The 26,654-nt window shown below is 66.9% G+C and carries 23 protein-coding genes; 12 read left to right on the top strand and 11 right to left on the bottom strand.

What is annotated here, in order from left to right; all coding sequences use genetic code 11:
- Positions 1-41 precede the first annotated feature (41 nt).
- Positions 42-593 (top strand): hypothetical protein, encoded by a 552-nt coding sequence (locus WKW82_RS06745; RefSeq protein ID WP_340341504.1) that lies wholly within the window; start codon positions 42-44, stop codon positions 591-593.
- Positions 594-671: 78 nt separating this feature from the next.
- Here the strand turns inward: WKW82_RS06745 and WKW82_RS06740 are convergent, their stop codons facing one another.
- From WKW82_RS06740 to ureE, 4 genes are all read right to left on the bottom strand, one after another.
- Positions 672-2,759, bottom strand: coding sequence for a TonB-dependent receptor (locus tag WKW82_RS06740; protein WP_340341503.1), 2,088 nt, complete (start codon positions 2,757-2,759; stop codon positions 672-674).
- Between the two features lie 201 nt (positions 2,760-2,960).
- Positions 2,961-3,611, bottom strand: a complete 651-nt coding sequence (gene ureG / locus WKW82_RS06735; RefSeq protein WP_340341502.1) for an urease accessory protein UreG — start codon at positions 3,609-3,611, stop codon at positions 2,961-2,963.
- A gap of 24 nt (positions 3,612-3,635) precedes the next feature.
- Positions 3,636-4,373, bottom strand: a complete 738-nt coding sequence (locus WKW82_RS06730; RefSeq protein WP_340341501.1) for an urease accessory protein UreF — start codon at positions 4,371-4,373, stop codon at positions 3,636-3,638.
- The gene (gene ureE / locus WKW82_RS06725; RefSeq protein WP_340341500.1) at positions 4,373-5,023 is read right to left on the bottom strand and encodes an urease accessory protein UreE; all 651 of its coding nucleotides are present in this window, start codon (positions 5,021-5,023) and stop codon (positions 4,373-4,375) included. Before ureE ends, WKW82_RS06730 begins: the two co-directional genes overlap by 1 nt.
- 63 nt (positions 5,024-5,086) lie before the next feature.
- Between ureE and WKW82_RS06720 the strand changes: the two genes are divergently transcribed.
- Both WKW82_RS06720 and WKW82_RS06715 read left to right on the top strand, forming a co-directional pair.
- Entirely contained in the window at positions 5,087-5,314 is a 228-nt protein-coding gene (locus WKW82_RS06720) for an AbrB/MazE/SpoVT family DNA-binding domain-containing protein (RefSeq protein WP_213955066.1), read from the top strand.
- Positions 5,311-5,715, top strand: a complete 405-nt coding sequence (locus WKW82_RS06715) for a type II toxin-antitoxin system death-on-curing family toxin (protein WP_340341499.1) — start codon at positions 5,311-5,313, stop codon at positions 5,713-5,715. The genes WKW82_RS06720 and WKW82_RS06715 overlap by 4 nt, the downstream gene beginning before the upstream one ends.
- 14 nt (positions 5,716-5,729) lie before the next feature.
- Here WKW82_RS06715 and WKW82_RS06710 read toward each other — a convergent pair whose 3' ends face one another.
- From WKW82_RS06710 to WKW82_RS06690, 5 genes are all read right to left on the bottom strand, one after another.
- Positions 5,730-6,611: an SHOCT domain-containing protein gene (locus tag WKW82_RS06710; RefSeq protein WP_340341498.1), complete on the bottom strand. Its 882-nt coding sequence runs from the start codon at positions 6,609-6,611 to the stop codon at positions 5,730-5,732.
- Between the two features lie 82 nt (positions 6,612-6,693).
- Positions 6,694-8,412, bottom strand: coding sequence for an urease subunit alpha (gene ureC / locus WKW82_RS06705; protein ID WP_340341497.1), 1,719 nt, complete (start codon positions 8,410-8,412; stop codon positions 6,694-6,696).
- Between the two features lie 85 nt (positions 8,413-8,497).
- Positions 8,498-8,803 carry an urease subunit beta gene (locus tag WKW82_RS06700; protein WP_340341496.1) on the bottom strand — a complete coding sequence of 102 codons (306 nt, stop codon included), beginning with the start codon at positions 8,801-8,803 and terminating at the stop codon, positions 8,498-8,500.
- A gap of 2 nt (positions 8,804-8,805) precedes the next feature.
- Positions 8,806-9,408 (bottom strand): HupE/UreJ family protein, encoded by a 603-nt coding sequence (locus WKW82_RS06695; protein WP_340341495.1) that lies wholly within the window; start codon positions 9,406-9,408, stop codon positions 8,806-8,808.
- Positions 9,409-9,438: 30 nt separating this feature from the next.
- Positions 9,439-9,741: an urease subunit gamma gene (locus tag WKW82_RS06690; RefSeq protein WP_340341494.1), complete on the bottom strand. Its 303-nt coding sequence runs from the start codon at positions 9,739-9,741 to the stop codon at positions 9,439-9,441.
- Positions 9,742-10,160: 419 nt separating this feature from the next.
- On the opposite strand from WKW82_RS06690, the gene WKW82_RS06685 reads away from it, so the two are divergent.
- The 9 genes from WKW82_RS06685 (at position 10,161) to WKW82_RS06645 (ending at position 24,932) form a co-directional block, all read left to right on the top strand.
- Positions 10,161-13,745 (top strand): hybrid sensor histidine kinase/response regulator, encoded by a 3,585-nt coding sequence (locus WKW82_RS06685; RefSeq protein WP_422823443.1) that lies wholly within the window; start codon positions 10,161-10,163, stop codon positions 13,743-13,745.
- 79 nt (positions 13,746-13,824) lie between these two features.
- Positions 13,825-14,823, top strand: coding sequence for a response regulator (locus tag WKW82_RS06680; protein WP_340341492.1), 999 nt, complete (start codon positions 13,825-13,827; stop codon positions 14,821-14,823).
- 115 nt (positions 14,824-14,938) lie between these two features.
- Positions 14,939-15,607 carry a response regulator gene (locus WKW82_RS06675; protein ID WP_340341491.1) on the top strand — a complete coding sequence of 223 codons (669 nt, stop codon included), beginning with the start codon at positions 14,939-14,941 and terminating at the stop codon, positions 15,605-15,607.
- Complete coding sequence (locus WKW82_RS06670) at positions 15,604-17,001, top strand: sensor histidine kinase (RefSeq protein ID WP_340341490.1); 1,398 nt, start codon at positions 15,604-15,606, stop codon at positions 16,999-17,001. The genes WKW82_RS06675 and WKW82_RS06670 overlap by 4 nt, the downstream gene beginning before the upstream one ends.
- A 230-nt stretch (positions 17,002-17,231) precedes the next feature.
- Complete coding sequence (locus tag WKW82_RS06665; protein ID WP_340341489.1) at positions 17,232-18,212, top strand: Bug family tripartite tricarboxylate transporter substrate binding protein; 981 nt, start codon at positions 17,232-17,234, stop codon at positions 18,210-18,212.
- 101 nt (positions 18,213-18,313) lie between these two features.
- Positions 18,314-19,792: an ATP citrate lyase citrate-binding domain-containing protein gene (locus WKW82_RS06660; RefSeq protein WP_340341488.1), complete on the top strand. Its 1,479-nt coding sequence runs from the start codon at positions 18,314-18,316 to the stop codon at positions 19,790-19,792.
- 13 nt (positions 19,793-19,805) lie between these two features.
- Positions 19,806-22,517, top strand: coding sequence for a CoA-binding protein (locus WKW82_RS06655; protein ID WP_340341487.1), 2,712 nt, complete (start codon positions 19,806-19,808; stop codon positions 22,515-22,517).
- Between the two features lie 27 nt (positions 22,518-22,544).
- On the top strand, positions 22,545-23,912 hold the full coding sequence (locus tag WKW82_RS06650; RefSeq protein ID WP_340341486.1) for an MFS transporter: 1,368 nt from the start codon (positions 22,545-22,547) through the stop codon (positions 23,910-23,912).
- A gap of 27 nt (positions 23,913-23,939) precedes the next feature.
- Positions 23,940-24,932 carry a Bug family tripartite tricarboxylate transporter substrate binding protein gene (locus tag WKW82_RS06645; protein WP_340341485.1) on the top strand — a complete coding sequence of 331 codons (993 nt, stop codon included), beginning with the start codon at positions 23,940-23,942 and terminating at the stop codon, positions 24,930-24,932.
- Here the strand turns inward: WKW82_RS06645 and WKW82_RS06640 are convergent.
- Positions 24,919-26,085, bottom strand: coding sequence for an AcrVA2 family anti-CRISPR protein (locus WKW82_RS06640; protein WP_340341484.1), 1,167 nt, complete (start codon positions 26,083-26,085; stop codon positions 24,919-24,921). The genes WKW82_RS06645 and WKW82_RS06640 overlap by 14 nt on opposite strands.
- Positions 26,086-26,096: 11 nt before the next feature.
- On the bottom strand, positions 26,097-26,621 hold the full coding sequence (locus WKW82_RS06635; protein WP_340341483.1) for a pentapeptide repeat-containing protein: 525 nt from the start codon (positions 26,619-26,621) through the stop codon (positions 26,097-26,099).
- Positions 26,622-26,654: the final 33 nt, after the last annotated feature.

Below are 26,654 nucleotides of genomic sequence, written 5' to 3'. Positions count from 1 at the left end.
AGTAAGGTAGTCCGCAATCTCCGATTGCAAGGGCCATGTTCATGCGACAACTGCTTCTGCTTCGCGGTGCCTTCAACCTGCTGTTCGGCGCCTGCCTTCTGATGGCGCCGAGGGAAGCGGCGCTGGGCGGCTATTACGGCGTGATCGATGGCGTGCTTGGGCTGTGTCTTGCCATCGCGCTGTTTCGCAGCGTGCGCGGGCAATGGGTGTTCTTCGTGACGCTGCTGGATGGGGTGGTGCGTCTGGTCTTCGGCGGCACGATCCTGCTGAACCCCAACATCACCTCCAACCTGTTCACGGGGGCCTTCTTCACGACCGCCGTCGTCACCGTCTTCATTGCGCTGGGCATCACCGGCGTGATCTACGCCCTGCTGCGGGCGATGCAGCAGCGCCGCGAGGCGGTTGCCGCACGCTCCTACGTGTGGCCCGTGGTGGCCGCCAGCGTGTGCACGGCGCTCTTTGGCGTGGGGCTGTTGCTCGGGCCGGCGGGGAGCGGTGAACGGCGCATCGTCGCCTGTGTGTATGGCGTGGTCTTCGGATTGATTCTGCTGGTTGCGGGCCTGCGCAGTCGCAACGCTGTTGCAACGGCGTGACTTGGCGGCTTGCGCGGCGTGCGCCGGGCGAGCGTGTGGCTGGCCGCGGGCGACGGTGCTGCGGGACGCGACAGGACGCTAGAAGGTCCAGCGCGCGCTGACCCTTGCGCTGCGCGGGTCCATCGGGTGCACGTGCCGGTCCTCGATGCCGGTGCCGCAGGCGCCGCTGGCCACCTCGCCCGCCGTGCACGAGGCATAGAAGTATTCGATGTCGTTGCCCTTCCGGCCAGCGAGGTTGAAGACGTCGAGGCCGAGCGTCAGGTGCTTGTTCATGGCGTAGCGCATGCCGAAGTTCAGCAGCGTGTTCGATTGCGAGCGCACGGTGTTGGTGGTGTCGAGTGCGCGCGGGCCCATGTAGCGCAGCCACAGCGAGGCGGTCAGCGGTCCCTCGATATAGGTCACTCCCGTTGACAGCACCCGCTCGACAGCGTTGTCCACGTGATTGCCTTCGCCTGCGGGCGGCGTGCCGCGGAAGCGCGCGCGCGACAAGGCGGCATCGACCTCGAAGCGCCATGCCTTGTCGAATTTCCACTTGAGCGTGGCCTCGATGCCGCTGCGCTTGCTGGCCCGGCCCGGTTCGCTGGTGCCGGCATCGCCGACGTAAACGAGTTCCGAGTCGAGCTTCATCTGCCACAACGCGACGGTCGCCGTGAGGTTCTCGTTCGGCTGGAAGCGCCAGCCGACTTCAGCGCCCTTGCCCTTGACCAGCGCCGGCACGCGGTCGGCCGGCAAGCCGGTCTGCGGGTCGATGGAGATGGTCGCGCCGCGCACGTCGTTGCTGTGGAAGCCGACGCCGGCGTTGAGGTAGAACTCGTTCTGCGGATTCAGGGTGTAGACCAGTCCGGCCTTCGGGCTCGCGAGCGAGTCGTGGCCCTTGCCGCTGTTGATGGCGCCGTAGACCGGTTCGCGGCCCCGCACGTCATGGCGCAGCGCATCGCCGCGCAGGCCGACATAGCCGCGCCAACTGTCGTTGAAGTAGACGAGCTGTTGCGCGTAGAGCGAAAAGAGGTCTTCGCTCACCTTGTCGTTGCGCACGGTGGACAGCCGCTCGCGCGCCTGCGTGTCGTAGAGGCCGACCTCGCCGATGCGGTCGCCGCGCCACTGCGCGCCGAAGCTCAGGATGCCGTCGAGCCCGCCGAGCTTGTTGGGCATCTGGTGCGAGGCCTGCGCACCGAACACGTTGCGCCGGTCGGTCTGCTCGAACTGGTCGCCGTTCACCGGGTTGTCGAGGAAATAGGTGAAGTCGGAGAACAGGTCGAAGCGGTGGTTGATGGCGTAGGCGCTGATTTGCGTTTCACCGGCTGCGCTCTTGTTGAACCACTTGCCGGACAGGCTCAAGCGTTGCGTCTCGCCGCCATCGGTGGGGTTGAGCGAGCCGTAGCGTGGCAGTTGCCCGCTCTCGATCAAGCGCTCGGGCACTTGGTCGGTCGAGGTCCAGCGGCTCTTGTAGGCCATGCCGGTGAGGCTGAAGCCCTGCGACGCGGAGCCTTGCGAGTAGCGCAGCACGGCGTTGGCCTTCCTGAGGTTCTCGGGCACGTCCCAGGGGCCGTCGTTGCCGACCAGTTCGACGGCGCCGAGCCAAGTCTGGTCCTGCACCGAGCGGGAGCCGGCAGCCAGCAGGCGCTTGTAGTTGTTGGAGCCGAAGGTGACTTCGGCGAACGGGGTAGGCAGCACGCTGAAGTAGTCGAGCGTGGCGCTGCCGGCCAGCGAGAAGTCGCCGCTGTCGGCGAAGTAGGGGCCCTTGCGGTAGCCCACGCCGGAGACCAGTTCGGGGATGAGGAAGTTGAGGTCGGCAAAGCCCTGGCCGTGGCCATGCGTCGGCATGTTGACCGGCATGCCGTCGACCTTCATCGAAAAGTCGGTGCCGTGGTCGAGGTTGAAGCCGCGCAGGAAGTACTGGTTGGCCTTGCCGTCGCCCGAATGCTGGGTGGCGACCACGCCGGGCACGGATTCGACGATGTCGCCGGGGCGCTGCTTGGGCCGGGCCTGGAACACCTCGCGCTCGGCCGCGCCCTCGCTGGCGCTGGAGGCCACGCCGATGGTGGCGTCGCGGGGGCCGAGCACCTGGATTTCGGGAAGCGAGGCTTCCTGCGCGCAGGCGGCGGCGCCGGTGAAGGTAAGGCCGAGCAACAGTTGCCGTGGTGAGGGAGGGACGCGCTTGTTCATGACGGCTCCGGTGCATGGGAGCCCGCACGCCATCGGTGCGGGCAGCATGCCTCAGGTACGGTCCAAGGCGCAGATCGGATTCACGCGATGTCGCCTTCCATCGCACGACTGCGCTGGATCGCCTTGCCGCTGCGGCACTGCCTGCGGCGTCTCGCCTGGTCCTGCGCTGGATCGCAAGGTCGTTCCAGGCGAGTCGCGTCGTCAGTCGTTGACCAGCATCCCGCGTTGCTCGATGAACGCGATGACCTCGGCCAGGCCGGTGCTGGTCTTGAGGTTGGTCATCACATAGGGCCGCTGCTTGCGCATGCGCTTCGTGTCCGCTTCCATCACGTTCAGGTCGGCGCCGACGTAGGGCGCGAGGTCGGTCTTGTTGATGACGAACAGGTCGCTCTTGGTGATGCCGGGGCCGCCCTTGCGCGGGATCTTCTCGCCCGCAGCCACGTCGATCACGTAGATCGTGAGGTCGCTCAGTTCGGGGCTGAAGGTGGCGGCGAGGTTGTCTCCGCCGGACTCGACGAAGACCACGTCCGCATCGGGGAAGTCGCCGAGCATGCGGTCGATGGCTTCGAGGTTGATGGAGGCGTCCTCGCGGATCGCGGTGTGCGGACAGCCGCCGGTTTCCACGCCCATGATGCGCTCGGCCGGCAGGGCGCCGGCCACCGTCAAGAGACGCTGGTCTTCCTTGGTGTAGATGTCGTTGGTGATGGCGATGAGGTCGTACTTGTCGCGCATCGACTTGCAGAGCATCTCGAGCAGGGTGGTCTTGCCGGAACCCACCGGCCCGCCGATGCCCACGCGCAGCGGCGGCAGTTTCTTGGTGCGGTTGGCGATGTGGTGCAGGGCGGAGGACATGGTGTGTGCTTGCAGGGAGAGGAATCAGCTTCGAAAGAGGCGGGAGTATTGGGCTTCGTGCCTTGCGGAATAGATCGCGAGCATCGGCGAGAAGGCCTGGCGGTCGTCATCCGTGAGTGTGATCGCATGGTCGACGGCCGTGGGGATTTCTCGCGCAAGGCGACCCAGGATGCGCTGGCCCGAACTCTGGCCCAGCGGCACGCACTTGACGGCGGCACCGGTCATGTTCTCGGCCCAGCCGAAGGTGAAGGCCAGGCAGCCATCGCGCACGCTGGCATCGGTACGGCTGGCCGCGAAGGCGAAGGCCACGGGGTAGGTGATGGGCAGGCCGTCGAAGGCACTGGCGATGTCGTCATGGTGCAGCTTGAGCCACTCGACGAAGGAGCGGCCCATCTGCTCGGCCTGCAACAGGAACTCGGCGGATTCGCGTGTCTGCAATACCCAGGCATTGAGCGCGCGGATGCGGCTGGCATCGTTGTCGCGCCAAGCTGCGATGGCTTGCGCGACGACAGGCAGGTCAGCGCGTGCGAGGCTCAGGTGGAGCTGGTCGACGATCCATTCGCAGGCTTGCGCTTCGGTGGCGAGGCCAGCCCATTCGACGCCGGCCTCGAGGCCTTCGGAATACGAGAACCCGCCGATCGGCAGGGCCGGCGATGCGAGCCAGATGAGTTGCAGCAGGCTGGCTGCGGGGAGGGCCGCGGGGAGCGCCGCAGAGGGTGCCGCAGAAAGCGTTGCAGGCGTGGCGGCAGGGGCGTCAGGCATCAGTGCGAATGGCCGTGGGAGTGGTCGTGGCCGTGGTCATGTGCGTGGTCGTGCTCGTGTTCATGCGCGTTGTTGTCGTGACCCGGTGCACCGCCATAGGCATCCGGATGCAGCACCGGCCCAATGGGTGCAGCGCCACCCTGCGAATGCCCATGGTCGTGCGCGTGGCCATGATCGTGCCCATGCCCGCCACCCTGCGCCCCATACGCGCCGCCTTCAGGCTCGAAGGCCTCATTCGCCTCGTGCACGATCAGGTGCATCGAGCGCAGCATCGCGGCCAGCACATGGTCGGGCTCGATCTTCAGGTGATCGGGCTTGAGTTCGATCGGCACATGCCGGTTGCCCAGGTGATAGGCCGCGCGCGTCAGGTCGAAGGGCGTGCCATGGGCCGTGCAGTGCGTGATGACCAGCACCGGCTGCGGCGCCGCGATCACGCGCACCAGCGAGCCGTCTTCCGCGACAAGCACATCGCCACCGCGCACGGCCCTGCCGCGCGGCAGGAAAACGCCAATCTGCCGACCCTGCGAATCGGTTGCTTCGAACCGGCTCTTCTGTCGCACGTCCCAGTCGAGTTCGATGGTGGCGGCGCGCTTGAGCAGAACGGGGGCAAGGCCTTGGCCTTGCGGCATCAGTTTGTTGGCGGTGAGCATGGGACTTGATCGATGGGCAGAGGGCAGATAATATAACAACCGTTATAACTTCAGGGAACGCTGATGTCTGCCCTCAAACTCACGCAAATCGGAAACTCCGTCGGCGTCATCCTTCCGAAGGAAATGCTCGCGTACCTGAAGGTCGAGAAGGGCGATACGCTTTTCGTGAGCGAAGCGCCCAATGGCGGATACACGCTGACGCCGTACAGCCCGGAGTTCGAAGCACAGATGGGCGCTGCGCGGCGCATCATGAAGAAGCGCCGCAACGTGTTGCGCGAACTCGCGAAGTGAGCACGGCCAACCAGGAGTGGATCTGGCTGGAGCCCGCTGTCGTCCGGGCTGCGCACGACGAGCAACTTGCAGAACATGGTGGGCCGTCTGGTATACGTGATCCGAATTTGCTGGCTTCCGCGCTCGGTCGGCCTCAGCAGTTGGCGAACTACGGCAATCCGGATGTCGCTGACTTGGCCGCCGCGTACGGATTCGGCATTGCCCGCAACCATCCCTTCGTCGATGGAAACAAGCGCACCGCATTCGTGGCGATCGAACTGTTCCTCTGGCTGAACGGCCACGAACTGACGGCGACCGACGCGGAATGCGTCATGACGATCCTCGATCTGGCGGCGGGTCATCTCGAGGAGGCTGCGCTTGCCACGTGGATCCGCGACCACATCGCGCCGTACGCCGACTGAGCACCCGCCTCGCCTCATACCCGGCTGAGCAACTCCGCCTTCTTGCTGGCGAATTCATCGTCGCTGAGGATGCCCTTGGCGCGCAGGTCGGCCAGGCGCTCGATGGTGGCGAAGATGTCCTGCTGGTTGGCTGAGGGCGCGTTGTTGCCGTAGTTGCTGTTGCTGTTGCTGTTGAAGCTGGCCGGTTCGTTGTCGGTCGGCGCAGAAGCCGGGGCCACATACGGCGCGACACCATCGACCGAAATGACGGGCAGGCTGGCCACGTCGATCAGGCCGTACTGGCTGTTGAAGCTCAGGCTCCCGCCATAGGACTGCTGCTGCCCGAAGCCGCCGATCTGGTGGTCCAGCGTGTCGTACACGGTGACGCGTCCGTTGACTTCGATGACCAGGCGCCGTGCCTGTGCGAAGTACGCATAGCGCACGCCGTTCTGCGCGCCGGTGCTGTTCGGAAAGCGCAGGTCCGAGGGCCACCAGTCGTTGCTCGTGCCCGGCACGAAGAGGCTGTTCTGGCCGAAGCCGCCGTTGCCTTGCTGCTGGCTGCTGCCACCACCGTAGCTCGTCTGGGCCTGCCCACTGTTGTAGCCGCCGCCCTGGCTCTGCGACTGGAAGCTGCCGCTGCGTACCAGGTCGGGCTGGCTCGCGACCAGGTTCGACAGGTCGTTGCACAGGCCATCGACGCGGCCCTTGAGGTAGTTGTTGAACATGTCCGACAGCATGATCATGCCGCCGCGCATCCACTGGCCGGAACCCGAGAACTCGGGATGGTTGAACTGGGCCTGGCTGCCGTTGCCGTTGATCACCGAGTCCAGCATGCTGAGCGTCGCGTCGACGCTGAAGCCGTTGCGCTGCGCGATGTCGTTGATGACCTGCTGGCCGGCGGGGGAGAGTTGTCGCATGAAGGGTGTCTTGTCGAAGGAGGGGGCGCGATTGTGGGGCTTCGACAAGACACTGTCGCGGCACGGGCTTTATGCGTGCAAGCTAGAACAGGAAGTAACGCTGAGTCATCGGCAATGAAACGGCGGGCTCGCAGGTCAGCAGGTTGCCGTCCGCTCGCACGGCGTAGGTCTGCGCATCGATTTCCATCCTGGGCACGTAGCCGTTGTGCACCATGTGCTGCTTGCGCACGCCCCGGATGCCTTTCACCGCGCTCAATGTCTTGGACAGGCCATAGCGCTGGCCGATGCCCGCCGCCAAGCCGGCTTGCGACACGAAAGTGAGCGAACTGCGTGCGAGGGAGCCTCCATATGCACCAAACATGGGCCGGTAGTGCACCGGTTGCGGTGTCGGAATCGATGCGCTCGGGTCGCCCATCGCCGCCATGGCGATGCTGCCGCCCTTGATGATGGTGAAGGGCTTGACGCCGAAGAAGGCCGGCTTCCACACCACCAGGTCGGCCCACTTGCCGACTTCGATGCTGCCGACCTCGTGCGAGATGCCGTGCGCGATCGCCGGGTTGACCGTGTACTTGGCAACGTAGCGTTTGGCTCGGAAGTTGTCGTTGCGCGCGCCGTCCTCTGGCAGCTTGCCGCGCTGTCCCTTCATCTTGTGTGCCGTCTGCCAGGTGCGGATGATCACCTCGCCGACGCGCCCCATGGCCTGCGAGTCGCTGCTGAACATGCTGATCGCGCCCAGGTCATGCAGGATGTCTTCCGCTGCGATCGTCTCCTTGCGGATGCGCGATTCGGCAAAGGCCAGGTCTTCGGCGATGCCGGCGTCGAGGTGGTGGCACACCATCAGCATGTCGACGTGTTCGTCGAGCGTATTGACGGTGTAGGGCATGGTCGGGTTGGTGGAGGAGGGCAGGAAGTTGTCCTCGCCGACCACGCGCAGGATGTCCGGTGCATGGCCGCCGCCCGCACCCTCGGTGTGGAAGGCGCAGATGCCGCGGCCCTTCACCGCCGCGATGGTGTTCTCGACGAAGCCCGATTCATTCAGCGTGTCGCTGTGGATCGCGACCTGCGTGTCGGTGGCATCGGCCACGTCGAGGCAGTTGCTGATCGCGGCGGGCGTGGTGCCCCAGTCTTCGTGCAGCTTGAGGCCGATGACGCCCGCGTCGATCTGCTCATGCAGCGCGGCGGGCAGGCTCGCGTTGCCCTTGCCGAGGAAGCCGAGGTTCATCGGGAAGGCATCGGCGGCCTGCAGCATGCGCTCGATGTGCCAGGGGCCCGGCGTCGCAGTGGTCGCGAAGGTGCCGGTGGCCGGGCCGGTGCCGCCGCCCAGCATGGTGGTCACGCCGGAACTCAACGCCTCCTCGATCTGCTGCGGGCAGATGAAATGGATGTGGCTGTCGATGCCGCCGGCCGTGACGATGTTGCCTTCGCAGCTGATGACTTCGGTGCCGGGGCCGATGACGATGTCAACGCCCGGCTGCACGTCCGGATTGCCTGCCTTGCCGATCGCGACGATGCGCCCGCCCTTCAGGCCGATGTCGGCCTTGACGATGCCCCAGTGGTCGAGGATCAGCGCGTTGGTCATCACGGTGTCGACCGCGCCATCGGCGCGCGTGCGCTGCGATTGCGCCATGCCGTCGCGGATCGTCTTGCCGCCACCGAACTTCACTTCCTCGCCGTAGCCGCCGGCACGCAGGGTGTAGTCGGCCTCGACTTCGATGATGAGGTCGGTGTCGGCCAGGCGCACGCGGTCGCCGACGGTGGGGCCGAAGATTTCGGCGTAGGCACGCCTTCCGATCGTCGCCATCAGAGGCCTCCCGCCGGGCCGCCCCAAGAGGAGGCCGCGCCCCATCGGGTGGCAGTGAAACGACGAAGTGATGAACGTGCGGGCATCAAATTTTTCCTTGAACCAGGCCGCGAAAGCCGTAGACGATGCGGTCACCGCCGAAATCGCAGAGTTCGATCGTGCGTTGCTGACCGGGCTCGAAGCGAACGGCCGTGCCCGATGCGATGTTCAGCCGCATGCCGCGTGCGGCCTCGCGGTCGAAGCCCAGCGCGCCATTGGTCTCGGCGAAGTGGTAGTGCGAGCCGACCTGGATCGGGCGGTCCGCGGTGTTCTGCACGACCATCGTCACGGTGCGACGGCCGGGGTTGAGGACGTGCTCGCCCTCGTCGGTAATGAGTTCGCCGGGGATCATGTTCAGGCCACCTGCGCGAGCAATGCAACGCCGAACAGCGCGACAGCGGCGCCGGCGATGCGCGGCAGCAAGGTGCTGCGTTGACGCAAGACCCAACCGACCGCGATGCCGGCGATGTGCAGCAACGCCGTGGCAAGCACCATGCCGGCGACCGCCGCAGCCGCGCCGGTGTCACCCGAGAGTTCATGGCCATGCGCCACGCCATGGAAGACGGCGAAGGCGCCGACCACCACTGCCGCGACCACCCCGGGCAGTCGCAGTCGCGTGGCAACGAGCAGCCCGACGACCAGCAAGGACGCGGCGATCATCGGCTCGACGGCAGGAACCTGCACGCCGGCCAGCCCCACCAGCGCACCGACCAGCAGCATTGCCGCAAAGCCCAGCGGCGCCCACGACAGGTCGCGCGCGCCGCGTGCCGCCAGCGCGCTCCAGAGACCGACGCCGATCATCGCGGCCAGGTGGTCCATGCCGGCGAACGGATGCCGGAAGCCCTGCGCGAAGCCGGCAGCGTGGTGCGCAGCGTCATCAGCACCGACGTGGGCCGCAGCAGCGAGCGGCAGGGCGACGATCAAGGCAAGGAAGGTGGAACGCGACAACAGGCGCATGAGGTTTCTCCGCTGGATGAATGGGGTGGTTCAGACGATCGGCTGGTGCACGGTGACCAGCTTGGTGCCGTCGGGGAAGGTGGCTTCGACCTGGATGTCCGGGATCATCTCGGGCACGCCGTCCATCACGTCGGCCCGGGTGAGCACGGCGCGGCCTTCGCTCATCAGCGCGGACACGCTCTTGCCGTCGCGCGCGCCTTCCATCACGGCTGCCGAGATCAGCGCCACGGCTTCAGGGTAGTTGAGCTTGAGCCCCCGCGCCTGCCGGCGCTCCGCCAGCAGCGCCGCGGTGAAGATCAGCAGCTTGTCTTTTTCGCGTGGAGTCAATTCCATGGTCGGATCTGGTGGCTTGGAAGCGGCGGATTATGTGCGGGCAAGGTGCTTTGCAACAGTCGTGCCGTCCCATCCAGCTTGCCGAGCCCCTCTGTTCCAGAAACACCGAGGAACCGGCTTTGCCGGGCCTCCGGTGTTGCCCCCGGTGGGGGGTGGGCGGCCTGCACGAAGTGAGGCCAACCTGGGGAGGAGCAACATCCCCCGGCTTTGCCGGGCCCCTGGTGTTGCCCCCGGTCGGGGGAGAGCCGCTGCGCGGCGACGTGGGGGCGAGCAACAACCCGGCATGAAAGCTGCTCGGACCCTGCGTGAGTCTCGCCCCGCCCAACCTCCCGCCTCAAGTCGATGTGGCTCTGCCATCTCGACTTGATCCCCCTCGGGGGGCGGGCCGGGCGCCGCCCGGACCTGGGGGCTGCGAATCCATCACCGTTACCGACGACGACGCCCCCCAGCGCATCGTCAAGGTGCGCCGCGACTACAACAGCTGGGTTGCGAGCGAAACGCTGGAAGACTACGCCCTGCGCTACACCCCGCAGCGCTTCCGCAAGTGGTCGGAATGGCGCGTCGCCAACACGGCGTTCGGCGCGGCGTCCTTCCTGATCCTCGAGGCGGTCGGCGCCACCTTGCTGGTGCAATACGGCTTCCTCAACGCCTTCTGGGCCATCCTCACGACCGGCCTGATCATCTTCCTCGCAGGCCTGCCGATCAGCGTTTACGCCGCGCGCTATGGCGTCGACATGGACCTGCTCACGCGCGGCGCGGGCTTCGGCTACATCGGCTCGACCATCACCTCGCTGATCTACGCCTCCTTCACCTTCATCTTCTTCGCGCTGGAGGCCGCGGTGATGGCCTATGCGCTGGAGTTGTCGCTGGGCATTCCGCCGGCTTGGGGCTACCTGGTCTGCGCGCTGGTGGTGATTCCGCTGGTGACGCACGGCGTGTCCGCCATCAGCCGGCTTCAGTTGTGGACCCAGCCGATCTGGTTGATCATGCTTGTGGTGCCTTTCGGCTACGTGCTTGCGCGCGATCCTGGTGCGTTTTCCGGCATCACGCACTACAGCGGTGTCAAGTCGGACATGGCGGGCTTCAACATGCACCTGTTCGGTGCTGGGTTGACGGTCGGCATCGCGCTGATCACGCAAATGGGCGAGCAGGCCGACTACCTGCGCTTCATGCCCGCGCGCACCCAGTCCACGCGCGGACGCTGGTGGGCGGGCGTTCTGGCGGGTGGTCCGGGCTGGGTGGTGCTGGGCGTCATCAAGATGCTCGGCGGCGCGCTGCTGGCCTACCTGGCGATCACCCACATGGTGCCGCCCGAACGTGCGGTCGACCCCAACCAGATGTACCTCGCGGCCTACGAGTACGTGTTCCCCAACTACGTCTGGGCGGTGGTGGCGACGGCGGTGTTCGTGGTGATCTCGCAGTTGAAGATCAACGTCACCAACGCGTATGCCGGCTCGCTGGCCTGGAGCAACTTCTTCTCGCGCGTCACGCACAGCCATCCGGGGCGCGTGGTGTGGGTGGTGTTCAACGCGCTCATCGCCTTCATGCTGATGGAGATGAACGTGTTCGAGGCGCTGGGCGACGTGCTCGGCCTCTACGCCAACATCGCCATCGCCTGGATGATGGCCGTGGTCGCGGACCTGGTCATCAACAAGCCGCTGGGGCTGTCGCCACCCGGCATCGAGTTCAAGCGGGCGCACCTGTGGGACATCAACCCGGTGGGCGTGGGCGCGATGGTGCTGGCCTCGGGCCTGTCGATCAGCGCGCACCTTGGCGTGTTCGGCCAGATGGCGCAGGCCTTCTCGGCGCTGATCGCACTGGGCACCGCCTTCGTCGTGACGCCGTTGCTGGCCTGGGTGACGAAGGGCAAGTACTACCTGGCGCGCGGCCCCGCATATGAGGGTCGCGGCAAGGTCCTGTGGGCGCGCGTCGAAGCGCCGGGCGACGTCGCCAGCGACAAGAGGGGAGACCTCCACGCCCGCCGCTCCGTGTCCTCGCCGCCCGCCGAGGGTGCCGCAGCCGCTCCGGGGCAGCCCGCCGCCGGCTGGTCCGTCCAGCGCTGCGTCATCTGCGAACGCGAATACGAGGGCCCCGACATGGCCCACTGCCCCGCCTACCAGGGCGCGATCTGCTCGCTGTGCTGCACGCTCGATGCACGCTGCGGCGACCTTTGCAAGCCGCATGCGGCGCTGTCAGCCCAATGGTCTGCCGTGCTGCGCTGGCTGTTGCCGCGCCGCAGCTGGCGCTACCTCGACACGGGCCTCGGCCACTTCCTGCTGCTGATGATGATCATCGTGCCGCTGCTGGCGGCGGTGTTCGGCGTGCTCTACCAGCAGGAACTGCGTGCCTTGCTGTTGAGCGACGAGGCCGTCGCCAGCGCGCAGTCGTTGCGCGGGTGGTTCCTCAAGGCCTACATGGCGCTGCTGCTGATCGCCGGCATCGTGGCCTGGTGGCTGGTGCTCGCGCACCAGAGCCGCAAGGTGGCGCAGGAGGAATCGAACCGGCAGACCCACCTGCTGCAGCGCGAGATCGCATTGCACCGCGAGACCGACCGCGCGCTGCAGGACGCCAAGCAGACCGCCGAGCTCGCACGCGGGGCCGCCGAGCGGGCCAGGCTCGCGGCCGACCAGGCCAACCAGGCCAAGAGCCGCTACATCTCCTCCATCAGCCACGAGCTGCGCACGCCCCTCAACAGCATCCTGGGCTATGCGCAACTGATGGGCGAGGATGTCTCGGTGCCACCGCACCGCAAGCAGGCCGTGGCCGTGATCAAGCGCGGCGGCGAGCACCTGCTGTCGCTCATCGAGGGCACGCTCGACATCGCCCACATCGAAGCCGGCAAGCTCACGCTCAACCCCCGGCCCATGCCCTTTGCCGAGGCGATGCAGGAACTCGCCGACATGTTCGAGCTGCAGGCGGCGGAGAAGGGCCTGGCCTTCCACTTCGAGCCGAGCGGTGAGTTGCCCGCTGTCGTGCGCGCCGACGAGAAACGCGTGCGCCAGATCCTCATCAACCTGCTCGGCAACGCGATCAAGTTCACCCGCAGCGGGCAGGTCACGCTGCGGCTGCGCTATGCGCGCGAGTTCGCCGCGATCGAGATCGAGGACACCGGCCCCGGCATGTCGCAGGCTGAACTCGATGTGATCTTCGAGCCCTTCTCCCGCGGCGAATCGCAGGGCGCCACCGGCGTGCCCGGCGCCGGCCTGGGCCTCACCATGGCCAAGATGCTCACCGACCTGATGGGTGGCGAGATGAAGGTGCAGAGCACGCCGGGGCAGGGCTCGGTGTTCCGTCTGCGCCTGTTCCTGCCGCGCGTGCACGACACCATCGCCGTTGCCGAGCCGGCGAAGCCCCTGCCGCTGCCCCTTGCCCGCCGCGGCTACCTCGGCGCACGGCGGCGCCTGCTGGTGGTCGACAACGAGGAGGCGGACCGCGACCTGCTTGCACAAGTGCTGACGCCGCTGGGCTTCGAACTGCGTAGCGCCGCCAGCGGCCACGATGCGCTGGACCTCATCGCGGCCGGCTACCGCCCCGACGCGATGTTCGTCGACCTGGCCATGCCCGGCATCGACGGCTGGGAGACCATCCGCCGCGCGCAGAGGCTGGGCCTGGTGCGGACGTCGGTGGCCATCGTCTCGGCCAACGCCTTCGACAAGCGCCTGCCGAACGACGTGGGCATCACGCCCGAGGATTTCTTCGTCAAGCCGGTGCGCCACAGCGATCTGCTCGATTGGCTCGAGCGCCGGCTTTCCCTTCAATGGACCGACAGCAGCGCTGCCGCGCCCAAGGCGCCGCCCGTCGCGGCAGCGGCGCGGGTGCGGCCCTCCGACGCGCGCCTGAAAGCGCTCGAAGAGGCCGTCGGCCTGGGTTACTTTCGCGGAATCATGAACCAGCTGGATGACATCGATGCGGCGCAACCCGAATGCGCAAGCTGGACCGAGGCGCAGCGTGTGCTGGCACGGCAGTTCCAGTTCGAGGCGATGTGCAAGGTCATCGCGCAATGAGCATCGCCGGACCGCTCCAAGATGCGAAAGCCCCCTTGGGGGGCAGCAAGGACACGAAGTGCCGAGCGTGGGGGCCGCAATGACCACCACACTCGCCCGCACATTGCGCGACAACGCCGCCAACAGCGACCTCGTCCTCATCGTCGACGACGTGCCCGACAACCTCGCCGTGCTGCACGACGCGCTCGACGAGTCCGGCTACACCGTGCTGATCGCCACCAACGGCGAGCAGGCCCTGCAACGCGCCGCACAGGCGCGGCCTGACATCGTGCTGCTCGACGCGATGATGCCCGGCATCGACGGCTTCGAAGTGGCGCGCCGCCTCAAGGCCGACACCGGCACCGCGCACATCCCCATCGTCTTCATGACCGGCCTGACCGAGACCGAGCACCTGGTCGCCGCACTGGAAGCCGGCGGCGTCGACTACGTGACCAAGCCGATCAAGCCCAAGGAAGTGCTGGCCCGCATGAACGTCCACCTGCAAGGCGCGCGGCAGGCGCGGCAGGCGGCGCGGCAGGCCGGCCAGGCGCGCAACGCGCTCGATGCCTTCGGCTATGCCAGCATCACCGTGCGCATGCCCGAGGGCAAGCTGATCTGGCAAACCTCGCTGGCGCGCGACCTGCTGCTGCGCTACTGCGGCACCAGCGCGCCCGAGACGCCGGCCGCCGTGCTCGCATGGCTGCACCAGCACCTGCCCGGCACGGTCGACCGCATCGAGCCGCCGGTGCTCGCCATTGAACTGGGCGCAGCCCATCTCAACTTGCGCCTGCACCAGCAGACCGGCCATGACGACGACGGCGCCGAGTGGATGATCATCATGCGCGAGGTGTCCGACACCGCCGTCATCGAGGCCATGAGCCTGAGCCTCAAGCTCACGGCGCGCGAGGCCGAGGTGCTCTACTGGGTGGTCAAGGGCAAGACCAACCGCGACATCGGCGAGATCCTCGGCAGCAGCCCGGCCACGGCCAAGAAGCACCTGGAGCGCGTGTACGTGAAGCTCGGCGTCGAGACGCGCACGGCCGCCGCTGGCGTGGCGATGAAGCGCATCCGGGAGTTGCAGCCGCAGTTCGAGATTTGAAGAGCTCCGATCAAGTTCAGCGCGGACCGCGCATCCTCTGCTCGCGCGGTCTGCCGCATTGGAAATCAGCGTTTCCCAAGCCCTGCTTCAGCTTGCCGGCATGCAGAATCGCCGCATGCGAATTCTCTTGGCTGAAGACGAGGCCGGTCTGGCGACCTGGCTCACCCGTGCGCTGGAGCAAAGCGATTTCCGTGTCGACTGGGTCGCGGATGGCCGCATGGTGCGCCGCGCCGTCCGGGACACGCGCTACGACGCCTTGATCCTCGACCTGGGCCTGCCGGGCCTGGGCGGCCACGAGGTGCTGGCCGACCTGCGTGCCGCCGACCAGCGCATGCCGATCCTGATCCTCACGGCGCGCGACTCGCTCATGGAGCGCGTGAGCAGCCTGACCGAAGGCGCGGACGACTTCCTGGCCAAGCCCTTCGAACTGGCCGAATTGGAAGCCCGTTTGCTCGCATTGATTCGCCGTTCCCGCGGCAGCGAGCATCCGCGCTTTGCCTGCGGACCGCTGTCCTACGACGCCGGCGCCAAGCAGTTCATGCTGGCCCACGAAGCACTGGCGCTGACGCCGCGCGAGCATGCGGTGCTGCGCACGCTGATCCAGCACAGCGGCCAGCCGCTGTCCAAGCAGGAGATCCTGGAGCGCGTCTTCTCCGATGAACAGGACGTGAGCCCGGACGCGATCGAGGTGCTGGTCTACCGCCTGCGCAAGCGCCTGGAGGCCAGCCCGGTGCGCATCACCACGCTGCGCGGCCTGGGCTACGTGCTCGAATCCACGCCATGAGGTTCGACGCATGGCACCGGGCCAGCCTGCGGCGCACGCTGCTGATGGTCCTGCTGCCCGGCATGCTGCTGCTGGTGGTGGCCGAGCTGTGGCTCACCTGGCGCACCTCGCTCGATGCCGCCAACGCGGCCTATGACCGATCCCTGCTCGGCGCGATCAAGGCCATCGATGCCAACATCTCCACCGAGAGCGGCGGCCTTGCGGTCGAGCTGCCGTATCGCATGCTCGAGTTCTTCGAGCTCACCGCGAGCGGGCAGGTCTACTACCGCGTCGCGACCGACGATGCGCTGGTCGAGATCGGCAATGCGGACCTGCCAGCGCCCGCCGGCACGCTGGTCACGGGCCAGCCGCGCTTCTCGGACTCGGTCTACTTCGACCAGCCTGTGCGCGTCGGCACCTATGCCCGCGTGCTCGCCGAACGCATCGGGGGCAGCCAGCACGACCAGCGCGTGATCATCCAGGTGGCCGAGACATTGGGCTCGCGCAATGCCTTCACGCGAAGCCTCGTGTGGCAGTCGGTGCAGCGTGATCTGCTACTGATCCTGTTGGCGAGCGTGCTGCTGGCCGCCGCCATCGGATGGGCGCTGAAGCCGTTGCGGCGCCTGCACGACGAAGTGCGCTCGCGCGCGCCGCAGGACCTGGCGCCGCTGGACACTGAGCGCATCCCCGCCGACGTGCGCCCGCTGGTCGACGCCATCAACCACCACGTGGTGCGCAATCGCGCGCTCACCGAGGCGCGCCGACGCTTCATCGACGATGCCTCGCACCAGTTGCGCACGCCGCTGGCCACGCTGGCGACGCAGGTCGGCTATGCGCTGCGCGAGCCGGATGCGGATCGGATGCGCGACGCCCTCTCCGCCGTGAAGACGCAACTGGACGAGGCCGTGCGGCAGACCAACCAGATGCTGTCCCTGGCGCGCACCGATGCGGCCGAACTGGAACTGGAGCGCATCGACCTGGTGGCGCTTGCAAGGCAAGTCACGCGCGACTGGTGGCCAGCCGCGCGCGACAGCGGCGTCGACCTCGGCTTCGACAGCGACTGCGAGCAACTCGAACTGCCCGCGCATGCGGCCCTGCTGCGCGAGGCGCTGTCGAACCTGTTGCACAACGCCATCCGCTACACGCCCCGCGACGGCGAAGTCACGGTGGCCGTGCGGCGCACGGAAGGCATCGCGATCCTCGACGTCATCGACTCCGGCCCCGGTATCCCCGAAGATGAAATGCCGCGTGCCGGCGAGCGCTTCTTTCGGGCCAGCAACATGACGCTGCCGGGTTCGGGCCTCGGGCTCGCGATCGTGCGCTCGATCGCGCAGCGCCACGGTGGTGGCATGCGGCTGGCGGCACGCGAGGGCGGTCGCGGACTCGTCGTTTCGATCGAACTGCCGCTGGTCTGAGAGGACGCTGACCAAGTCCCGCCGACGGTGCGTCTGTTCGCTCGGCCCGCGGCGGTGGCGCTTCCGCCTTGCATCCCGTGCCGAGCGCGCAGCCTCGCAACGGACATGATCAGCACCTCTTCGGCACGGGTTTTCCCTGAGGTTTTCGCCATTTCTCTGAAAGCGCCCTGACAGCCGCCGCTGGCTACAGTGACCCCACACCAAGAGACAACGCCACAACGCGAGACCCCATGAAATACCTGCTGCCATTGCTGATCGCGCTGTGCGCAGCCCCCGCGCCGGCGCTCGCTGTCGAGTTTGACAAGACCCAGTGCGTGGCCGGCGCCAAGCCCGGCGGCGGCTTCGACCTGACCTGCAAGCTGGCACAGGCCGGCCTGCTGGACGGCAAGTACATCCCCGCGCCGATGCGCATCAGCTACCTGCCCGGCGGCATCGGTGCGCTGGCCTACAACGCCTTTGCGACGCAGCGGCCGGCCGAGGCGCAAACGCTGGTGGCCTTCTCCAGCGGCTCGCTGCTGAACATCGCGCAAGGCAAGTTCGGCCCGCACGACGAGGCCGACGTGCGCTGGGTCGCCGGCGTGGCGGCCGACTACGGCGTGATCGTCGTGGCCGCCGACTCGCCCTTCAAGACGCTGAAGGACCTGATGACGGCGATCAAGTCCGACCCGTCGAAGGTCGTGTTCGGCGCAGGTGGCACGGTCGGCAGCCAGGACTGGATCAAGGCCGCGATGACGGCGCGCGCAGCCGGTGTGCATCACCGCAACATGCGTCTGGTCGCCTTCGAGGGCGGCGGGGAGGCGCTGCGGGCCTTGCAGGGCAACCACGTGCAGGTCTACACCGGTGATGCCTCCGAGACGGGCACGCAGTTGAAGGACGGTGCGCCGGTGCGCGTGCTGGCTGTGATGTCGGAGCAGCGCCTGCCGGGCCCGTTGGCGCAAGTGCCGACGGCGCGTGAAGCCGGCTTCGACCTGGTGTGGCCGATCATCCGCGGCTTCTATGTCGGGCCGAAGGTCAGCGATGCGGACTACCAAGCCTGGAGCGAATTGTTCGCCCGCATGCTGGCCAGCAAGGATTACGAGCGATTGCGCAACGAACGCGGCCTGTACGCCTTCGCGATGACCGGCGCAGAACTCGAGGCCTACGTGAAACGCAGCGTCAACGGCTACCGCAAGGTGGCCGAGGAATTCGGCCTCAAGGTCGCCCCGCGATAGACGGCGGCCCCCACTCACACCACCACTGATTGCCACTGGCAGGTGCGCCTTGCACCCGCCCGGGCGGAGCTTTGTCTTTTCAACTTCAAAGGAGATTTCTCATGCAACTCACCGGCATGCTGCACGGCGCCAAACTGCTCGAACACGTGGAGTTCCCGACTGCCGAAGTGCTCGGCCCCGATGCGTCCGAAGGCCAGATCCAGGATCTCATCAAGCGCCACGGCCAGGTCTTCATCAAGCCGCTGTTTCGTGGCGGCGTGGGCAAGAAGGGCAAGTCGGGCCTCATCGGAAAAGCCAGCGACCTGAAGACCGCGCTGGCCGAGAAGGAGCGCCTCTACTTCGCGGAGCACAAGCATGGCAACGCAACGGCCAAGGCCAACGGCGTGACCTTCGAAGGCGGCGTGCCAGCCGAGCACGAGATCTACTTCTCGATCACCGACGACACGCGCTTCCGCGCACCGACGATCACCATCACGCACAAGGGCGGCGTCGACATCGAGGAACTCGGCAAGGACGAGATCCGCACCGTGCCCTTCGATGCGCTCACCGGCCTGAAGGCCTTCGTGATCGCCAACGCGCTCACAGACATCGGCGCGCCGCGCGAAGTCATCTCGCCGCTGGTGCAGCACCTCCCCAAGCTGTGGGAGCTGATGCACCACTACGGCATGACCACGCTGGAGCTGAACCCGATCCGCATGCGTGCCGACAAGAACGGCCGCCTCACGCCAGTCGCCTGCGACTTCAAGTGCGGCTTCGACCGTGACGATCCGCGTGTCGCACGCCTGAACCTGCCCGACCACCTGTTCGCGGCCGACGTCTCCGCCTTCGAGCAGGAAGTGAACGAACTGCGCACGCACCAGGGTCAGTCGGATGTGTTCGTCATCAACGAGAAGGGCACGATCCTCGCGCCCACCTTTGGTGGCGGCGCCAACAGCCTCGTGACGGAAGTGCTGGGCGAGGCGGCCAGCATCTCCTCGGACTTCGGCGGCAACCCGCCCTACGAAAAGATGAAGGAGGTGGCGCGCATCTGCTATCGCCACTTCCTGCGGCAGTCGAACGTGCTGTTCATCATCGGCGGCAAGTCGAACAACACCGACATCCACGAGACGCTGCGCGCCATGGGCGATGCGCTGCGCGAGCACTTCTCGCAGCACGGGCCGACTCCCCTTTACGTGGTGGTCGGGCGTGGCGGGCCAAACCTGGTGCGCGGCTTCGGCGCGCTGGCCGAGGCCTGCGATGCGCTGGGTGTGCCCTATCGCTTCTTCGGCTTCGACAGTGCGATCTCGGAAGTCGTGAACTACGCGAAGAAGGTGGACGAATGGATGCGTGCGGAAGGACGCGCGCAGATCGCCGCGCACCTTGGCATTGCGGCGCCGGTGCAAGACACACCTGTCCAATCCACCGCCCGACCCACCGACCACGTCACTGCCACCGCCACGGCTCCCACCGCCGCGGCTCTTACTGCCACCCCCGCCGCCGCCCCCGCGACAGGCGCCGCCATCGACCACGCCGCCGATATGGCTACGGCTACGGCCGCCCCGGCCACCAACCATGCCGCCCTTCAGGCCGCCGCCCACTGAGAGAGACAACACCATGCAAACCCAAGCCACCACCGCATCCCCGTACTACCTCGGCATCCACTCCCTCGCCGACCTGGCCACGCGCGGCGATCGCGTCTGCGTGCTCAACATCCTCGGCGGCGAGTCGCGCCAGGTCACGCCCACCAGCCATGCCTTCTCCGGCGGCAACGTCGTGTTCGGCACTTCGCCCGGGCGCAGCGGCCAGTCGCTGAAGACGCCGGTCGGCAACATCCCCGTGTTCAACAACGTCCGCGAAGGCCTGGACGCCGGCCACAGCTTCAACACCGGCGTGGTCTACCTGCCGCCCTCCGGTGTGCGCGACGGCGTGGCCGAGTTGATCCGCGTGAATCCGGACCTGAAGAAGGTCGTGATCATCACCGAGAAGATCTCCGTGCACGATGCCCGCGAGATCCGTGCGATGGCGCAGCAGCGCGGCGTGGACATCATCGGCGGCAACTGCCTCGGCGTGGCCGATTCGTGGAGCCGCACCCGCATCGGCGGCGCACTCGGCGGCGACCATCCGGATGAATCGCTGGTGCAGGGCACGGTCGCGATCTTCTCCAACTCCGGCGGCTTCACCAGCACCATCGCGCAGTACCTCAGCACCGAAGGCTGGGGCACGACCACGCTGGTCTCCTCGGGCAAGGATGTCTACATCCACTATGCCGCGCGCGATTTCGCGCATGCCTTCCGCAACGACGGCCGCTCGCGTGCCGCGGTGTTGTACGCAGAGCCCGGCGGCTACTACGAACACGACATCGATTTCGGCAAGCCCGTGGTGGCCTGCGTGGTCGGGCGCTGGAAGTCCAAGCTCAGCCGCGCCGTCGGCCATGCCGGCGCGATGGCCGGCTCGGGCGACCGCGCGGAAGACAAGGAGCGCTGGTTCATGGATGCCTTCGGCGTCGACGGCCTCTACACGCCGGAGAACCCGATCGTCTCGCGCAAAGGCGCGGTGGTCACCAACATCGCGCACATCCCGGCCGCATTGACTGCCGTGATGAAGCTCAACGGCGCGAAGCCTGACTTCGCCCCACGCGGCAGCCTGGTCCTCAAGCCGTGGATGGCCAACGACCAGGGCATCACGCTGCCGGAGGCGCTGGCGCTCAAGCCCGTCACCGCGCCCGCGCCCTATGCCGAGCAGATCGCCGACATCGGCGCGCAGGTCGGCGCGGTCATCGCGCGGCAGAACATGAAGGACCGCTCCGGCGCGTCGGTGATGGATTCGAAGACGCAGGTCACCTCGGTGCATGGCCGCTCGGTGCTGGAACTCGCGCTGGAGCCGCTGCAAGCCAACTTCGCGTTGCCGCTGGTGCACGAGGTCGCGGGTCCGAACGAGCGGGCCTTGCTCGACATTGCCGTCGCTGCCGAAGTCAACCTGGTCGGCGACCCGATCCTGGTGGCCGCCGATGCGGCCCGTGATGGCGGCAATTCGCCCAACACCGTGATGGCGGCGGCCGTGGCCATCGTCGGCCCGCGCCGCGTGCAGCGCACGCTCGCATGCAGCCGGGCGCTGATCGAACTCTTCGCAGGCTCGGGCCTGAAGGACGGCAACGATGAGGGCTTCGACTTCAGCCACCTGAATGTCGATTCGGCCGTGCGTGAACTGTTCATGGCGGGCCCGGAGGAGGCCGACGACCCGCGTCCCGAAGCCATGCTGCAAGCCGTTCAACAACGCGGCGCAAAGTCGGTCTTCCTGCGCTTCGTGCAGTCGCTGGGTGGTAAGCCCTCGCGTGATGCGCTGCTGGCCGCCATCGCCACCACCATCGCCTGGGGCCCGCTGGTGCGCAAGCGCATCAGCCGCCTCACCGCGGAAACCTTGCCGTGGTACCTGCGCCTCTACGGCGTGATGGTTGGCGCCTCGATCCCGGGCGAGCAGCACCAGGCCGGGTCGCTCTGCGGCATTTCGCGTGAGGAACGCTTCGGCCGCTGGACCATGGCCGACCTGTGCTTCCTCGCCATCACCGGCAAGAAGCCCACCGAGGACGAATCCCGCCCCTTGCAGATGCTGATCGGCCTGTTGATCTCCAACGGCCCCGGCTCCATCTCCGCGCAGGGCGCGAAGGGCGCAGTCGCCGCCGATGGCCCGCAGACACCCGGCCGCGTGCAGATCAACAAGGCCATGGCCGGCTTCCTCACGCACACCGGCTACAGCCACGGCGGCAACGGCTTCGAAGGCATGGCCTTCCTGCTGAAGCAGTTCAAGGACAGCGGCCTGACCGACCCGACCGATGCGTCGCATGGCATCGACCTCAAGGCCATGGCCACAACATTCGCCAAGACCTACAAGGCCGACAAGCGTGCCGCCAAGGAACTGGGCACCGAAACACCTGCCTTGCCGGGCGTGCACCATCCCGTGTTCAAGGGCAAGCCGGTCAACCACGACCCGCGCGAGCGCTTCATCGCCAGCTACATGGCCAAGCGCGGCGACTACAACATCTTCCACGCCTACTACCTCGAACTGGTGCAGGCGCTTCATGCGACGGGCGCAACGCCCTACGTGTTCTGCGTCAACGTCGATGCGGTCATCGCGGCGCTGTTGCTGTCGCTGCTGTGGAAGGACTACAAGGCCGGCGCGCTGACCGAGCGTGACCTGGAGGCGGCTGCCTTCACCGTCTTCCTCTACGGCCGAATGATCGGCGCCGCCGCCGAGATCGACGACCACTTGAACCGTGGCCGGAACATGGACACGCGCACGCCCGAGGCGTCGTGTTCCTTCGTCATGTGACCGATTCCTGATCTTCTGGAGACATCGATGAACACCCTTTCCAATCCCTCCGCGCAGCCTGCTGAAAAGTCGGCGCTCGAAAAAGCCACGATGCGGCAGGTCGCCTGGCGCACCTTGCCCTTCCTCATGCTGTGCTACTTCATCGCCTACGTGGACCGCGTCAACGCCGGCTTCGCGGCCTTGCAGATGAACCACGACCTCGGCCTGTCGCAGGCCATGTTCGGGCTCGGCGGCAGCCTGTTCTTCATCGCGTACATCCTGTTCGAGATCCCGAGCAACCTCGCGTTGCAGAAGCTCGGCGCAAGGCTGTGGATCGCACGGATCATGGTGACGTGGGGCATCGTCGGAGCCTTGGCGGCCTTTGCGGTCGGCCCGTACTCGTACTACCTCGGCCGCTTCTTGCTCGGCGCCGCCGAGGCCGGGTTCTTCCCCGGCGTCATCCTGTACCTGACCTATTGGTTCCCGAAGGAGTACCGCGGCCGCATCGTCGCCACCTTCATGGTCGCGATCCCGATCTCCAGCCTGCTCGGCTCGCCCATCTCCGCCGCGCTGCTCGGCACCGACGGCTGGCTGGGCCTGCGCGGCTGGCAGTGGCTCTTCATCATCGAGGCGATTCCCGCGGTGGTGCTCGGCGTGATGGTGTTCTTCATCCTGCCGAACCGCCCGGACAACGCCAAGTGGCTCAAGCCCGAGCAGCGCGACTGGCTCAATGCCAGGCTGGCGTCGGAAGCACAGGAGGCCAAGCCGGTCGCCCACATGTCGGTGATGCAGATCCTGAAGAACAAGTACGTGCTGGCGCTCGCCGTGATCTATGCCGGCAGCTCGGCGACGAGCAATGCGCTGTCGCTGTGGCAACCGCAGATCCTCAAGTCGCTCGGGCTCACCACGATGGAGACCGGCCTGATGAACGGCATTCCCTTCGCCATCGCCTCCGTCGTCATGGTGCTGTGGGGCCGCCGCGCCGACAAGTCGGGCGAGCGCATCTGGAGCACCGCCTTGCCGCTGGCACTCACATGCACCTGCCTTGTCGCGACGCAGCTCACCGCCGGCTCGCTCGCCGCCACGATGGTCCTGTTGACCTTCATCCTCGTGGGCACCTACTCGATCAAGGGCCCGTTCTGGGCGCTGTCGACCGAGTGGCTGTCCGCCAGCTCAGCTGCCGCAGGCATCGCAGCCATCAACACACTGGCCCACATCGGCACCTCCGGCGCGACATGGATGCTGGGCGCCATCAAGGATGCGACCGGCAGCTATTCGCTCTCCCTGCTGCCGCTGGCGCTGCTGACGGGGCTCGGCGCGGTTATCGTCGTGTGGATGGGACGCAGCCAGGCCAGGGACGCGGCAGCTGCGCTGACCATGCCGTTGCCCGCCGCAGCGTCGTCCAGAGCCGCTTGAAGAAATCAACCCAAGGAGATACGCAACATGAACACCTTCCCGATGACACGCCGCAGCGCCCTGCGCCTGGGCGTCGCACTCCCCGCCGCGTCGATGCTGCCGTTCGGGGCGAGGGCACAGGCCGCCTGGCCCGCCAAGTCGATCCGGCTCGTGGTGCCCTTCGCGCCGGGCGGCAGCTCCGAGATCGTGGCGCGTGCCGCCGCCAGTGAGATGACCAAGCTGCTCGGCCAGAGCGTCTACGTCGACAACAAGCCCGGCGGCGCCGGCAACGTCGCGATGAGCGAAGTGGCGCGCGCCGAGGACCAGCACACGATGGTGCTGGGTCACATCGGCACCATCGCGGTGAACCCGTTCATCTTCGCCAAGCTGCCCTACGACCCGGACAAGGCCTTCCGGCCGATCTCGCTGCTGTCAAAGGTGCCCAGCCTCTACGTCGTGCGCAACGACTTGCCCGCGAAGAACCTCACCGAATTCATCGCGCTGGCCAAGGCCAAGCCCGGCACGCTCAACTACGGCTCCGCCGGCAATGGCAGCGCGGGGCACCTGGCCTTCGAATACCTGAAGATGGTCAGCAACACCTTCCTGCTGCACGTGCCCTACCGCGGCACCGGCCCGCAGCTCACCGACCTGATGGGTGGCCGCGTCGATGCCGCCTCGGTCGGCGCACCGGCCGTGATGGCCTTCATCAAGGCGGGCAAGCTGCGCTGCATCGCCACCGGCACGAGCCAGCGACTGGCGCAACTGCCGGACGTGCCGACGGTCGCCGAGCAGGGCTTCCCCGGCTTCGAGATGACGCAGTGGTACGGACTGCTCGCGCCCGCCTCGCTGCCGCAAGCCCATGCCGACAAGCTTTCCGCAGCCGCGGCGCAGGCCATGAAGGAGCCGGCCGCGCAGAAGCTGCTGGAGTCCGAGGCGGCGATCCCGGTGGGCGGCAACGCAGCAGAGTTCGCGCGCTTCATCGAGAGCGAGAAGAAGCGGTGGAAGCCGGTGATCGAGCGGGCGAAGATCAAGGCGGATTAGCGTGTATTGGGCGGGGTGCCGGGGTGCTTCCTGCCTCCAACCGGTCCGCTCTGACCAGCGTCGGCCTGATGAGCATGATCTTTCTCAAGCTGCTGCGTGGCCCATGCGCCTGCATGCGGAGGTGCCCCCTGCGCCAGTGCGCCGGCAGGTGGGAATGCCCTGCAATCTCCTCGCTATGGGCACCCGACCAGTTCGCAATCTGCGTCGGACCGACCACATAGCGGTCATAGAGCTGTTCGATTTCCGCCTGCCGGAGCTCGCGCTTGCGCCGCCCCAATCCAGAGAACACGCGCGGGGCAGCGCTGTAGGCCAGGTCGAGCTGCACCGGCACGTCGTCCAGAGACAAGTACAGGAGCATCTTCGCAACATAGTCGAGAGTCGGTAGCCATTCGGCGCGCGCCTGCTCGCGCGAGATCGCGGGGCCGCGCTGGGGCGGAGTGAGCGCAGCCAGGTCCAGCGCCTGCGAGATCGTGCGGTTGTCCTCGGGCACTGCCAGGTTCACCACGCCCATCGCCCACGACGGCTCCGGATGAACCCACCGTCGCCACGTCACGAAAGACAAGACTCGCCCGGGTGCGGGCGCATCGTTCTTCCAGCGGCCGTGGGTGAAGACCGCGATGGCCTCGACCTCTCCATCGCGCCAACTCGCCCGATCGGGAATGATGAACAAGGCAGGCACTGACGGGCACATCATGTGAAGCGGCACATCCGCGGCGATGTCACTGGTGTGCAGCAACCGATGCAGTGCCGGAGTCGGCTCGTAGAGCACGCCGTTGCGCTCCCAGAACGCCTGGACGAACACGCTATCGGCGCACGCGTCAGCGATGCGCGCATTGGTCTCCTGATCAAACCGCGCGGTGCCGTGGCCCCCGGCCAACTCGGCGAGAGGGTTGCAAAGCAGGTCCGGGCGATAGGCGGGATCGGCCACTGCCGAGCGGAACGCCACACCATGCGGCCCGGCAATGCGCCGCGCGTCGCGCCAGGCTTGCACAGCCCCGGCCGCCCGAAGACGAATCGGCACTGGCAAGCGGTCGAACGCGCCGCTGTCGGCATGCAGGGTGCACAGCAACGCCTTCTCGATGGCCAGGTCAAGCGCCGTGCGTTGACCTGACCCGCCACGCCCCGGCGAAACCGCTGAAACCGGACGACGCATCGCCAGCGCTGTCAGTTGATCTGCGTGTTGCGCATCTCCGACTGCTCGAAAAAGCTGCCGGTGAAGTCGACGTGCTCACCCGACAAGCCATCGGCCTGGATGCCGGTGCCGGTGCAATCCAGCACATCGACGCTGGACCAGTGGCTGTGGTCAAACGTCAGCCCGTTCCACTGACATCGGTTGAATTTGCAACCGCTGAACCGGCTGTTTTGAAATTGCGACTGGGCGAAGGTGCAGTTGGTGAATGTGCAACCGGTAATCGAGATGCTGGAGAAATCGCAGGCCGTGAAGGCGCAACCGACGAACTGGCAGGCAGTCCAGCCTGCTTGCTTGAAGGTCGTCGCGCTGAAGCTGCTGCCGGTGAAGGTGGAAGAGGCGAACTGGGCGAGGTTGAGATCAAGGCCTGCGTAGGCGCTGCTGTCGCTCTGGCCGGCCAACCCGGCCGGGGCACCGCCTATCAGGCTGCTGAAATACTCCCCGCCGGTCGGCGCGCGATGATGCCCAAGCGTTGGAAGTTGATCCCCCGACAGTTGCAATCAAGACCCCAGAAGATGCGCGGAGCCGATACC

The organism is Variovorax rhizosphaerae (assembly GCF_037889975.1).
GTDB classification, from domain to species: Bacteria; Pseudomonadota; Gammaproteobacteria; order Burkholderiales; family Burkholderiaceae_C; genus Variovorax; species Variovorax rhizosphaerae.
Note: the sequence above shows the minus strand (reverse complement) of the source record. Positions and strands in the feature narration are given on the sequence as shown.